This is a genomic window from Senegalimassilia anaerobia JC110 (assembly GCF_000236865.1).
In the GTDB taxonomy this organism is placed as follows: domain Bacteria; phylum Actinomycetota; class Coriobacteriia; order Coriobacteriales; family Eggerthellaceae; genus Senegalimassilia; species Senegalimassilia anaerobia.
On sequence record NZ_HE611015.1, the window covers coordinates 363,936 to 376,873 of the forward strand.

General features: G+C 62.1%; 12 protein-coding genes. 3 read left to right on the top strand and 9 right to left on the bottom strand.

The genetic code is table 11. From position 1 onward, the window contains the following. Window positions 1–2: 2 nt before the first annotated feature. From SFHG_RS10400 to SFHG_RS04915, 7 genes are all read right to left on the bottom strand, one after another. Window positions 3–398 (bottom strand): YhdT family protein, encoded by a 396-nt coding sequence (locus SFHG_RS10400; protein ID WP_081468939.1) that lies wholly within the window; start codon window positions 396–398, stop codon window positions 3–5. A 330-nt stretch (window positions 399–728) separates the two neighbouring features. After that, a complete protein-coding gene (locus tag SFHG_RS10095; protein WP_052297809.1) occupies window positions 729–1,811 on the bottom strand; it encodes a methyltransferase domain-containing protein in 1,083 nt (360 codons plus the stop codon). 119 nt (window positions 1,812–1,930) lie between these two features. Further along, the gene (gene thrS / locus SFHG_RS04895) at window positions 1,931–3,823 is read right to left on the bottom strand and encodes a threonine--tRNA ligase (RefSeq protein ID WP_081468940.1); all 1,893 of its coding nucleotides are present in this window, start codon (window positions 3,821–3,823) and stop codon (window positions 1,931–1,933) included. Between the two features lie 261 nt (window positions 3,824–4,084). After that, on the bottom strand, window positions 4,085–4,600 hold the full coding sequence (locus SFHG_RS04900; RefSeq protein WP_042434456.1) for a zinc ribbon domain-containing protein: 516 nt from the start codon (window positions 4,598–4,600) through the stop codon (window positions 4,085–4,087). A 329-nt stretch (window positions 4,601–4,929) separates the two neighbouring features. Continuing rightward, window positions 4,930–5,271: an AzlD domain-containing protein gene (locus SFHG_RS04905; protein WP_042434458.1), complete on the bottom strand. Its 342-nt coding sequence runs from the start codon at window positions 5,269–5,271 to the stop codon at window positions 4,930–4,932. Beyond that, window positions 5,268–6,020, bottom strand: coding sequence for an AzlC family ABC transporter permease (locus SFHG_RS04910; RefSeq protein ID WP_081468941.1), 753 nt, complete (start codon window positions 6,018–6,020; stop codon window positions 5,268–5,270). Before SFHG_RS04910 ends, SFHG_RS04905 begins: the two co-directional genes overlap by 4 nt. 185 nt (window positions 6,021–6,205) lie before the next feature. Next, window positions 6,206–7,249, bottom strand: coding sequence for a deoxyguanosinetriphosphate triphosphohydrolase (locus SFHG_RS04915; RefSeq protein WP_042434461.1), 1,044 nt, complete (start codon window positions 7,247–7,249; stop codon window positions 6,206–6,208). Window positions 7,250–7,419: 170 nt separating this feature from the next. On the opposite strand from SFHG_RS04915, the gene SFHG_RS04920 reads away from it, so the two are divergent. Next, entirely contained in the window at window positions 7,420–8,412 is a 993-nt protein-coding gene (locus SFHG_RS04920; protein WP_202898097.1) for a MarR family transcriptional regulator, read from the top strand. Window positions 8,413–8,602: 190 nt separating this feature from the next. On the opposite strand, the gene SFHG_RS04925 is transcribed toward SFHG_RS04920, so the two are convergent. Continuing rightward, on the bottom strand, window positions 8,603–9,298 hold the full coding sequence (locus tag SFHG_RS04925; RefSeq protein ID WP_042434463.1) for a cytochrome c3 family protein: 696 nt from the start codon (window positions 9,296–9,298) through the stop codon (window positions 8,603–8,605). Window positions 9,299–9,404: 106 nt separating this feature from the next. After that, on the bottom strand, window positions 9,405–10,742 hold the full coding sequence (locus tag SFHG_RS04930) for an ammonia-forming cytochrome c nitrite reductase subunit c552 (protein ID WP_202898098.1): 1,338 nt from the start codon (window positions 10,740–10,742) through the stop codon (window positions 9,405–9,407). Between the two features lie 222 nt (window positions 10,743–10,964). Between SFHG_RS04930 and SFHG_RS04935 the strand changes: the two genes are divergently transcribed. Together SFHG_RS04935 and SFHG_RS04940 are read left to right on the top strand one after the other, a co-directional pair. Further along, window positions 10,965–12,215 carry a GAF domain-containing sensor histidine kinase gene (locus SFHG_RS04935; RefSeq protein ID WP_042435232.1) on the top strand — a complete coding sequence of 417 codons (1,251 nt, stop codon included), beginning with the start codon at window positions 10,965–10,967 and terminating at the stop codon, window positions 12,213–12,215. Continuing rightward, the gene (locus tag SFHG_RS04940; RefSeq protein ID WP_081468942.1) at window positions 12,212–12,850 is read left to right on the top strand and encodes a response regulator transcription factor; all 639 of its coding nucleotides are present in this window, start codon (window positions 12,212–12,214) and stop codon (window positions 12,848–12,850) included. Before SFHG_RS04935 ends, SFHG_RS04940 begins: the two co-directional genes overlap by 4 nt. Window positions 12,851–12,938 lie beyond the last annotated feature (88 nt).

A 12,938-nucleotide genomic window follows, 5' to 3' on the forward strand; every position in this document is an offset into this window, starting at 1 on the left:
TGCTACTCACCGTCCTTGGCCGCATCGTCGACGTTGCCGCCAGCCGCATCGCGTTCGGCTGCGGCCCCATTGCATGCAGCGGTATCAGCGCCACGGGCTCCACCAGGCACATCGGCGCTGCCGGCAGGACAGCTGCCCGCTACCTCATCAAGATCGAAGTCGGCGAACACACGGCGGCTGAGCACCACCGCGGCCACAACCGCCGCGATCCACGGCGCCACGCAACCGCCGATCACCCACAACGGCATATGGAACACCCAGATATCGGTGCCCGCCAGGCCGAAACCGCCCACAAGCCACACGACGATGATGCACGCAAGCGCCGCCACCGTGGCGCGCGCCTCCTTGTTCGCCTGCCGCATAGCCTGGCCATACGTGCGAATCTCGCTTTGGGACACTGCCCTTCCCCTTCCCGCGAAGTTACTTTGCGAAATGATGCTACCACGCTTGCCGCGATGCCAGGTTTCGAAGCCCCATCCCAAACCGCGAATGCGCAAACCCGCAAGACGGCGGGCAGGACCATCGCTGCCTAGAACCATCGCACAGGTTCACGCAAGAAGACTTGGGGCGCCATCGGACGGTTCGGGCGGACGGTTTGGGGACGTAGCGTTAAGTGTCCGAATCAGACACTTAACGCAACGTCCCCAAACCGTCCGATACCCGACATCGGCTACGCTTGACGAAGGGCTGGTGGCCTAAGCGCATCGGGTGCCGCAGATGGCTGCGCGTTAGATCACCGGCGGGCGGAACTCCTGCTTGCCGCGGGCGCGCTCGCGGGCGTTGCGGTTGCGCAGGTTCTCCACGCAGCCCTGCATGCCGTGCGGGACGTACTCGAGCTGATCGAGATTGTCAGGCAGATAGCTGACGAGCGACAGCGGCGCCGTTTGCTCCACGTGCTCAGGCGCGGGTCCGGGGCACGCCGCGATGCCGAACGCGCAGGCACCCTGCTCGGTAAGCTTGCGTTCGTAGGCGCTCCAGGGCTCATCTGGGAACTCGGACCGGACGTCATCGCTTCGCCAGGTGACCTCATAGCCCGCCAACTCAAGCTGCGTGAGGGTGAAATCGCGCAACGGCTGGCTGTCAGTGCGCAAGCGGATGCCTGCGTCCTGCCCGAGTAGCGGCCGATACCCCATCAAACGATCGAAGTACGTCAGACGCAGATGCGCCTTCTTCTTTTTCGGGTACGGCGTGGGGAAGTTCATGAGCAGCGCCGAAAGCTCTCCGACGGCGAACACGGTCGACAGGTCGATCTCGGCGGGCGCGCCCGAACGAGCGGCCTTGCCCTCGGACGCACGGGAAGCGTGCGCCTGATCGACGCGCTTGGCAGACGCCCGTGCGCCACCCCGCGCATCGCAGGCGCCCGATGCGTCATCGTGCTGGCGATCGACCGGCGCGATAGCCTCACCTCGCTGGGGGTCCTTGGCGTCGCCGGCGACAACCCCTTCATCGGCAATCCCCGCTTCGACCTCATCGCCAAACGACGGCACGCCATCCATCAAAAACACCGCGTTGTCCACGCCGGCAGCTGCGGCCGCCTCGGCAGCGCGAAGCGTGCACACTGCATCCACGTCGAAGCCGATGAACAGCACATCGGGGCGCATCTTCGCACAGGCCACGGTGTACTCGCCCTTGCCACAGCCCAAATCCAGCACCACATGAGAGAACAGCCGATCGCGAACCGCCCCGCCAGGGGCCCACGCAGCCCAGCGTCCGGCCCATGCGGCGCCATCGCAGCAAATCCAATCGCTGCACTCCCGAAAGCGATTCGCAAACGAGAACCCTTTATGCAATCTGGAAGCAGCCGAGCGCATGCCCTCCCCTTTCGTGCGCGAAACGGCTTCCGCGCCATATACCTGAACAGCCCCGCAAAGCAAACCTTGCGGGGCTGCGATCTAACATGCTGGGCAGACGGTGCTGCCGCTATGACGCATTACGCGCGGGTGCGAATCTCCTCGCACACCTTCGCGATGAAGTCGGCCGTCTCGAACGGATGCGTCTCGTTGGAGCGGTCGCGCACGGCAATGTTGCCCTCCTCGGCCTCCTTCTCGCCGACGACGATCATATAGGGCACGCGGTCGATGCTGCGGGCCTCACGGATCTTGTAGCCGATCTTCGCGTCGCGATCGTCAACGGCCACGCGGATGCCCGCGTCCTCAAGCTGCGCCGCGACCTGATGCGCGTAATCGCGGGACTTCTCGGACACGCACAGGACCTTGACCTGCGTGGGAGCCAGCCACACGGGGAACTTGCCCGCATAGTGCTCGATGAGGATGCCGATGAAGCGCTCGACGGAGCCGAAGCATACGCGATGCAGCATGATGGGGCGCTTCTTCGAGCCATCGTGGTCCACGAACTCCAGGCCGAAGTTCAGCGGCATCTGGAAGTCCAGCTGCACGGTGCCGCACTGCCACGTACGACCGAGCGAATCCTCCAGGTGGAAGTCGATCTTCGGGCCGTAGAAGGCGCCGTCGCCCTCGTTGAGCTCGTAATCCATGCCAAGCTCCGCCAGAGCCGTCTTCAGGCCGTTCTCCGCGGCCTCCCAGTCCTCATCGGAGCCCATGGAGTCGTCGGGTCGGGTGGAAAGCTCCACATGGTACTTGAAGCCGAACTGCTGGTACACCGAGTCGATAAGGCGCACGACACCCACGATCTCGTCGGTGAGCTGGTCGGGGCGCACGAACAGGTGCGCATCGTCCTGGTTGAAGCAGCGCACACGGAACAGGCCGTGCAGAGCGCCGCGCATCTCGTGGCGATGCACCGTGCCGATCTCGCCGGCGCGGATGGGCAGGTCGCGATAGCTGCGCGGCTGGGAAGCGTACACGAGCACGCCGCCGGGGCAGTTCATCGGCTTAATGCAATACTCTTCGTCATCGATGACGGTGGAGTACATGTTGTCCTTGTAGTGGTCCCAGTGGCCCGAGGTCATCCACAGCTGCTTGTTCATGATCATGGGCGTGGAGATCTCGACATAGCCGGCCTTGCGATGGATCTCGCGCCAGTAATCGAGCAGCGTGTTCTTGAGCACCATGCCGTTGGGCAGGAAGAACGGGAAGCCCGGAGCCTCCTCGCGCATCATGAACAGGTCCATCTCGCGGCCGATCTTGCGGTGGTCGCGCTTCTCGGCCTCTTCGAGATTGTGCAGGTACTCGTCAAGCTCGGCCTTCTTGAAGAACGCCGTGCCGTAAAGGCGTTGCAGCTGCTCGCGGCTTGCGTCGGCACGCCAATAGGCGCCTGCCAGCTTCATGAGCTTGATGGCGCCGATCTTGCCGGCAGACGGGATGTGCGGGCCGGAGCACAGGTCGACGAAGGAGCCGTGACGATAGATGGTAATCTGCTCGTCGGTGAGGTCGTCGATATGCTCGAGCTTGAAGCGCTGGTCGGCGAAGATCTGCTTCGCCTGGTCGACGGTGACCACCTCGCGGACGAAGGGCTCGTTGGCCTTGATGATCTGCTGCATCTTCTTCTCGATGGCATCGAAGTCGTCGGAGGAGATGTTCTCGGGCAGCAGGAAGTCGTAGAAGTAGCCGTCATCGGTTGCAGGGCCGAAGGCGATCTGCGTGCCGGGGAACAGCTCCTGCACGGCCTCGGCCATGATATGAGCGCAGGAATGGCGCAGGATATGCAGCGCCTCGGGGCTTTTCGCCGTGATGATCTCGACGGCGGCGCCATCGTGGACGGGGGTGGTCAGGTCGACGAGCTTGCCGTCGATCTTACCGGCAAGCGCGGCCTTCGCAAGGCCCGCGCCGATGGAAGCCGCCACGTCGGCGACGGTTGCCCCGGCGTCCAGCGTTTTCTTCGAGCCGTCGGGCAAAACGATTTCCATGATACGTTCCTTTCTTCAGCCGGGCAGGTGCATACCGCCTGCGCATCGGTTTTACGGGATTATAGAAAGATAGCATGCAGACGCGCTCCATGCTAGCGCATAGACCGGCGAATCCCTAATGAAGGCCCGCCGCATGCATAGGAGTTTCACGCGCCGCCTGCGCGGCATCCACGGCAAGCCCGCAAAAGCAGCGAGCTTGCGCTCCGAAAAGCAAAACGAGCCGTCCGATCGGACGGCTCGTGCGTACGACAAGGGTTTGGCCTATTCCTCGGGACGCGCCGGTCGCTGCGGGCGCTGCTGACGCGGGGCGGCCTGAGGCTGCGGGGCGCGGCGAACCGCCTGACGCTGACCGCTGACCGGGCTTGCGCAGTACGGGCACACCGTCCATGCCGGCTCAAGGGCATGGCCGCAATGGCCGCACAGGTTCTTCAGGCGCTGATGGCAGTTCGGGCACAGGACGTAATCCGACTCAACGGGGTAACCGCAGTTGGCGCATTCGCCGTAGTGCATGAGCTGGCGCTGCTTGAGGGCCACCTCGAGCTCCTGCTCGTCACGGTCGATCTGCAACAGGGGCGGACGCAGCAGGCAGTACGCCACGACGCCGACGAGCGGGACGAGGGCGACGAGGCCCCACACATACCAATAGGTGCCGCGCATATACGCATCGCGGGCAACCCACACGATGGACAGGATGTACAAGATGGCAAGCAGCACGACCACGACGGAAAACGCCGCTTGGATCTCAGGCGTGATCAGCTGCGAAAGCAGTTCGCTCATAATGTCCCCATTCTTTCCTTCGATCGGCGCTTCGGCCGCTTCGCCAGTGCGAACGCTTACGGTCCCCATTAGCACATATACGATGGGGGATTATATCAAACCAGGCAAAACAAGGGCGTTTTGCCAACTAATTTCCGCAACCGAGGTCAAGGAGCGGCTTCTCAGTTGATTCGCAAGCTCATCCGAACGCTTCGATTTTGCCATCGAACCGACCGACGCTTATGGCAGAAGTCGGAGCGCGCCCTACTAGAAAAGAGACGCCATCCGAAAGAGGAAAAGCGCCGCGGAGGGAAACAGGCGCCCACCCGGCAAACCGGGAATGCCCTGCCTTACGCTACGCCCGGGGCGAAGCAGAACGCCAGCAGCGCATAGCTGGCGCAACCGGCAAGGGCGCACCACAACAGCGACTTGGTCTTGCGCGCGACCACGACCACCACCGCTGCGGCGACAAGCGGCATGGCGGCGGGCCACACGCCCGCGTCGAACATGCCGGGCGAGAGCAGGTCGTTGGCCACAAGCGCGGCGAACGCCGCCGGCGGGATGAACCCGAGCGCGCGAGCCAGGCCCTCGGGCAGCTGGCGGCCCTTCAGCACGAACAGCGGCAGGCAACGGCACAGCAGCATGGTGACCAGGCACGTGGCGAAGACGATGAAGAAGTCGTGCATGCTCATCGCGCATCATCCTCTTTCCCGGCGGCCTTCGCGACCCTCTCCTCGAGCGCGGCGTCCTCGGCCCTGCGCTGACGGCGCACTTGCGAGACGAGCATGGCGGCGACCACGCCCAAGATGGCGCCGACCAGGATGGCGGGGCCGGCCAGGCCCACGGCCTTGCACGTGAACACGCCCACGATGGCCACCACGGCGGCGATCACGTTCTCGAACGTGATCTTCTGCGTGACCAGCAGGCAGATGAAGATGCTGGTCATAGCGAAGCTGGCAATGGCGAGCGGGATGCCGAGCGCGCCTCCGATGAGGACGCCTGCCACGTTGGACAGCGTCCAGGAGGTGCACGAGCAGATGTTGACGATGGTGGCGCGCGGCACGTTCCACGTTCCCGTGGCGAAGTTCGCCATGTTCACGCCGAAGCTTTCGTCGGTGACCGTGGCGGAGAACAAAAACGAAAGCCGTTTGCGCTCATTGGCGCACATGGGCGCGAAAGACGCCGAATACAGCATCTGACGCGTGTTCACGAGCGACACGCTGGCGATGATGGAGGCCAGGGGGCTTCCCGCCAGCCACATGTTGGGGATCATGAACTGGCCCGCTCCGGAATAGAACATGCACGAAAGGAAGAACACCTGCAAGGCGTTCATGCCGATGGAGTCTTCCAATATGCCGCAGGGGATGCCGATGGCCACGTAGCCCAGCATGATGGGGATGGCCGCGTGCACCGCCGGTTGTATGTCGCTTCTCTGTATCATAGCCGCATGATTATAGCCCTAACGGAATCAGGAAAACAGGGCTTGCTTTTCCCGCGCGAGAGGGGTCGGCAAACCCAGCGAGCGGCGCGCCGTCTCCTGCGAGGACTCGAGCAGCCGGCCTCACGAACCTCATGCAAACGGGACGCGGCGCCCAAGCCCTGCCTCCCCCGCTATGCGCCGTAGCGCTACCTCATGAAATCCCGCGGCACGAACAGGCGCTTGAAGGTAGCCGTGGCATACCGGTCGGTCATGCCGGCGATGTAGTCGGTGACGGCCTGCAGGCGGTCGCCCTCGGCGATGGCGCGGTATTCCTCGGGAACCTCTTCGATATTGTCCACATAGTAGTCGAACAGCTGCGAGACCAAGTACTTGGCCTTGTTGACCTCCGCAAGCACCTGCGGCGCAGTGTAAACGTTGGCGAACAGGAAGCTGCGCAGCTCGCTCATGGCGTCCCACACCGGCTCCGATAGCGCGATGTCGTCGAGGGCCGCCGAAGTTTGCACCATATCGCGCACCAGAAGCTCGATGCGGCTGGAATGGTCAGGGCCGAGCACCTCGTGCGTGCTTGCCGGCAGCGCGTCCTCGGTGAGCAGGCCGGCGCGGATGGCGTCGTCGATGTCGTGGTTGACGTAGGCGATGCGGTCGGCGGTGGCCACGATGCGGCCCTCAAGCGTTTCCGCGCGGATGGCGCCGGTGTGGTGCAGGATGCCGTCGCGCACCTCGGCGGTGAGGTTGAGCCCCCGCCCGTCGTTCTCGATGCGCTCCACCACGCGCAGGCTCTGCTCGTTATGCCGATACTGGGCGGCTACCTGGGCAGACGCCACATCGATGCCGCGGTGGCGGGCCAGGCATCCCGCCAAGGCGGCCTCGCCCGTATGGCCGAAGGGGGTGTGCCCCAGGTCATGGCCGAGCGAGATGGCCTCCGCCAGATCCTCGTTGAGCCCGAGCGCGCGGGCTATGGTGCGCGCTATCTGCGCAACCTCAAGGGTATGGGTAAGCCGCGTGCGGAAATGATCGCCTTCGGCGGCCAGGAACACCTGGGTTTTGTGCGACAGGCGGCGGAAGCTCTTGCAATGCAGGATCTTATCCCGGTCACGTTGGAATTCGGTTCGCAGGAAATCCGGCTCGCCCGAACGCGCGCGGCCCTCGGATTCGTCGGACTTGGCCGCATCCGCGCTCAAGAGCGCATGCTCGCGCAGTTGCTGGTCCTCGCGGTGAACGATGTTCATGGCTACCCTCCCGACCTTAGGTTTCAGGCATGTCGCCAGTATACCGCGTCAGAGGGTCGCGCGGCGCAGGGCGGCAAACTCGGCGGCGCGCGAGCATCATGGCCCCGAATTGTGGAAAGGTTGACGCGGACATGAAACGAATAAGCCACAGACGGGGAGAAAGAAGTATCATGGTTCACCAGTGCAACGATTTGATGACACGAAAGGCCGTCATGAGCGATACCTCCACCGAATACCGCAAACCCGGGAAATATCTTCTGGATTCAACGTTTTTCGTGGCGTTCGAGCTTGCCCATGAGGGCCTGAAGGAAGGCCTTCGCGAAGCAAGCTGCCTGAACTGCACGCAATATCGCGTGCTCGTGAAGCTTGCCGCCGCCGAGCCCGAGCCCATCGGGCAGAAAAATCTGGGCATCATATTGGACCTGAAGCCCAACGTGATCACCCATGCGGTCAACACGCTGGAGGATGCCGGCTTCGTCGAGCGCATCCATACGCCCGGGAAACGAGGGAGCCGCGTGCGCGTGCTCGAAGCCGGCATCAAGCACATCGAGCAGGCCAACCCCGCCATCATAGCCCAGCTCTACCGCATCTTCCCTACCCAAACCGCGCCGTTCCGCGCAATCTGCGAGGCCGCCGTCATGGCGGGAGCCACCATCGAGCCGCCGCTGTCCCGCGAGATGTCGCGCAAATTCTTCGCCTCCCGCGCGCTGGCCTCCTTCGAGGTGCTGCGCAAGCGCATAGAGAAAGCCTTGGAGGAGTCATGCGACGGGGCCACCTTCAGCGAATGTCGCGTGCTGCAGCGCCTGGGCGAGGTGGGCTACCCCATGCGCATCGTTGACCTGGCGCGGCAGCTGAAGCTCACAAGCGCCACCGCCGTACGTGCAACCGACCGACTTGCAGAGCGCGGCTGGGTCGAGCGCATGAGCGCGCCCGACGATCACAAGGCGGTGTACGTGGCCTGCACCGACGAGGGGCGCCATATGCAGGATGTTGTGCTCGCGAGCGTGGACCGCATCGCAACGCAATACCTATGGAGCCGCCTTGCCCCCGAGAAGTGCCGCGATATCGCCATGGCCGGCCATGTGGTGATGGCCGACCTGCAGCAACGCGAGGAGGCCGAGCGCTTGAGCACCCTCGCGCAGCTGCGGCCCTTGAAGCAGTGACGCGCGGGCTTTCCCACCGTGGCGATATCGTTCGCGATTAGATCCGCCGCACGGGCCTCGACTGCATATCTAAGCGAAAACCCGCCTTGAATCCCATGCGCGCTCCCGCTCCGTCAAAAGCGAAACGGCTGGCGCCAAAACGAAAAGGGGCGTTGGCTTGAGCCAACGCCCCTTTTTTACGAATGCGCGATTATGCGCGGTTCGCCACTTCTTGAGCTTGATCGTACGTCAACCACCCATCAGGGATGGGCGCATCATCATGGCATCGGCTGCACGCGTTCACCGACGCACGATGCGCCTTATGGCAATCTCCGCAGTCAAGCTGCTGCCCATGCATGGCCATATGCGGGTTGCGCTCGCCGTACTGCGCCGTCGCCTTCACCAGGTCCTGGCGCGTGATGTTATGGCACGCCGAGTTCAAGCAGAACGCATCGCCGTCCTGGCTCAGCCACTCGCCGAGCTGTTCGGTATCGCGCTCCCCAAGCACCAACCCATAGGTTTCGTTGGCGTACAGCGGCATGTTGCCAGTGGCCCACTCGCTTACCTCGGTCAGCTGCTGCGACATGGTGGGTTTGTGGCAGCTCAGGCAGTTCGCATCAGCACCGCCTTCCTCTTTCGGCACCGCATGCACCACGGCCAACATGGAATCGGTGTTCTCCACCGTATTCCCCCACTTGTCAACGCCCCGCACGCCCGGCTCCTGCTCGAACGCGGCAAGATATGGATCCATGGGCGTATGGCAAATGGCGTTGCAAAAGCTGGGCTGCTCATGCCAAACCCAAAAGCCACCGCCGGCAACTGCCGCAACCACCGCCACCACAGCTACGGTAATCGGCCATTTGCGGCTTTTCCCGCGAGACTTGCCGGTTCCGTTTTGCTCGCTCATATGTTTGAACCCCCTTTCCGGAAAAGAATCGGAATGCGCTAGCGGTTACCCCCGAGCGCGCAGCGCGCTTTTGCTCGGGAGCTTCGGAGAGAATGCCGCCTACGCTTTATCCAAGCATGGACAATGCCTGGTCGGCCGCCGCTTCGGCCTTGTCCAGGGTTTCGAACGTCAAATCGGGGTTGTGAGCGCCCTCGCTGTTCTCGACCATCACGAAATCCCAGTAGAACTGCGCGTTGCGCTGCAGTTTCCACAGGGCGGCAAGCTCATCGGAAGGAGCCTGCTTGCCGCCGGCGTCCTTGGCGGCTTTGATCGCGGCGATCTCGTCAGCGTACTTGTCGGCGATCTTGTTCGTCATATCCTCGATCTTCTCGCTGATCGAGGTGACGCGCTGCTCTTCCTTAGCCTGCGTAGCCGCAACCTCGCTCTTCAGGTCGGCATGGCAGTTGTTGCAGTCGTTTGCCAGCATATCCTCGTTCTCAAGCGGGCTGATCCAATCATGAGACGTGTATGCAGTGCCGTCCTCGGCTACTTCGGTGCCCATATGGCAATCTGAGCAGGTGTATCCGATGCGCGCCATGGTGGTGGATTTCCCGCCGTAGATGGTTTCGAACTCCGGATGCTGCACCTTGATCATCGGCGCCATAGTGTCGGCATGATTCCAGTCGGAGAAGTTCATGTCATCGTAATAGGCGAGGATGGCATCGGGCGTCATCTGGTCGGTGCCGGTGTAAGGGTTCGTCGTCGCCTTCGTGGTCGGATCGAAATAATACTCGTTGTGGCACTGGCCGCACGTTTGGCTGGCCAACGGCGCCTTCTTCTCGTTGTCCACGTCGTCGCCGAGCGCCCTCACGAAGAACTTGTTGCCCACGACCAATTGGGTGGGGTCGTTCTCATGGCAGTTATAGCAGCTGATGGGCTCGTCGAACTGATCGATCATGTCGTTGAATTTGCCTTGATATGCCGTATCGCCCTCCGCATTCACCAACGCGGTATATTGCGGGGTCTTGCACGAGATGCAGTTGGCGCGCTGCTCCTTTTTCTGCGTACGCGGCGTTTCCTTCACCGAATCGAGCGCGTGCGTATGGCCATGCGCCTCATCGTAGCCAAGCGCAAAGGCATATCCCTTGTACATGGTGTTCAGCGCAGGATACAGCTGCAGGTAATCGTGCTTGCCCTCGGTGCCGTTAGCGTCGTTTTGCTTATAGGTTCGATACTGATATGGATAATCGCCGGCCCATTGATCAGCATGCACCACGCCATACTCATCGGCATCGGGCGTCTGCTCGACTTGTTGCGCGACCGGCTTGTCGGTTACCTTCTGATCGGCACGTCCTGCCTTGTCGGCATTCGGCGCACAAGCCGAAAGACCAACTACCAGGCCGAATGCGCACAAAGCGGTAGTCCAAACGATCGCCTTGCTCCCTTTTGCCTTCATCATCTCCATCTTCCTCCCTTCTTGCAGGCGCTTCTCTCCGCATCCAACGGTACACGCATCGCGCATACCCACGCGCTTGATGCGCGCGCAGTAGCGAACCCTCCCCCAAACAGACGGGCAAAACCCTATGATTTCGTCGATGCCGCTTCCAACCTGCTATTGTTATTTGGTTGCCTCTGCGCGAAAGGCGCAGAAGCGTTTAAGATGCTTTTGGTCATGGAAGGGGACATCATGGGGGCATCGAACTTCGACCAGGCAACGATCTCAGGCAAGAACGCCGCGTTCCAGCAAGCGGTCGACGCACTGCGTAAGCGCTTCCGCTTCGACTTCGTGTCGATGGGCATCACCGCATTTCCAGGTGCGCCGCTTACATGGCTCTACAGCGCAGGCGAAACCAGCAATCGACACCGTCGCATCTCGCTAGCGCCCGGGCACGGCATCGGCGGCATCGTGCTGAAAACCGGCAAACCCATGCTGTTCACCGACATCGACTCGGAAATGGACCCCCGTGAATACTCGTCTTACCCCATCGTCTTCGCCGAGGACCTGCGCAGCTTTTGCGCTTTGCCCCTCAAACGCGCAGACCATGTGGTAGCCGTGCTGCTATGCGCTTTCCGCATCGTCGATCCATCGCATGCGAAAACGTTCCGTGCACTTATAGCCGATGAGCTGCGTGGGGTGTTTTGCGGGCTCGAAGTGGTATCCGAAGGGTTCATGGGGCTTGGGGAAACCGGCGACCGAAGCGAAACCACGCTTGTCGACATCTCAGGCGATACCTCGTTCGCCGGCGTGCGCGATACCGACGAAACAGGCGCGCCGAAGCTGTTGCGCGGCGACCTGGCTCGCGCCATAGGCGCGCAAGAAGAAGAGCGGCGGCGCATTTCACGCGAGCTGCACGACGGCGTAGCGCAGGAGCTTCTGACCGTCACGTTCACGTTGCAGCGCCTTACGGACCACGTCGACGCAGAAGGCGCTGACATCCTGGAAGAGGCGCGCGGCGGCATCAACGGCGTGCTCGATGAGCTGCACAACATTTCCGTGATGCTGCGCCCCAGCTCGCTTGATCATTTGGGGTTCGTGCCCGCTTTGCGCAGCCAGGCCTTGCTGCTAGAGAAAACCTATGGCTCCGCCATCCGCTTCGAAGGCCAGCTCTCCCTGCCCCGCTTCGATCGCGCATTGGAAACGCAAGCCTATCGCATGTGCCAGGAAGCCATGACGAACGCCTGCAAGTACTCCGGATCGGATGTCGTGACCGTGAGCGTTGAGACTGCCGGCAACTGGCTTCACATCAGCATAGTCGATGAAGGCTGCGGCTTCGACGTGGCGCATCCCGCCATCAAAGGCACAGGCTGCGGGTTGCTCGGCATGCAAGAGCGCGCCAACCAGGTAGGTGCCACGCTTTCCGTTGAATCAAACGAACACGGCACGCGCGTCACCTTGGTCACGCCCATGCGTTCGAGCGAGGAGGGTGATACACGATGATTAGCGTAGTGCTCGCCGATGACCATGTCGTGGTACGAACCGGCATAAAAATGCTGCTCGACGCCGATCCCGATATCGAGGTTGTGGCCGAAGCCGCTGAGGGAACGGAGGCATATTCCCTGGTAGCCCGCTACAAACCAGACGTGCTGCTGTTGGATATATCCATGCCGCCCGGGCAAAGCGGGCTTATCGCGTGCGAGAAGACGGCAAAGGATTTCCCAGATACCAAAGTTGTTATCCTCACCATGTTCGCAGAACCGGAATACCTGCTGTACACGCTACGGGGCGGGGCGGCAGGATACGTGCTGAAGAATTCAACGCCTGAGCAACTACGCCAGGCCGTGCACGACGTTGCCAACGGCGGCAGCTATATCCACCCCACCATGATCGAGCTGTTGGCAAAACACGCGGCGGGCGGTTCAAACGATCCGTCAATCCAACAACTGTCCAGCCGCGAACTGGAGATCTTGCAGCTGATAGCACGCGGGCACACCAACAAGGAGATCAGCACGATGATGTTCCTGTCCGTGAAAACCGTTGAGGCGCATCGTAGCAAGATATACAAGAAGCTTCATCTGAAAACACGCGCCGATGCCGTCGATTACGCGCTACGCCATAAGCTGCTCGACCTATAACGCACCACACGACGCGACTTTTACCGTCAATTGCCGAGGACAAAGCGCATCCTCGCGCCTTGCCCCCCCCCGAGAAGTGCCGCGATAT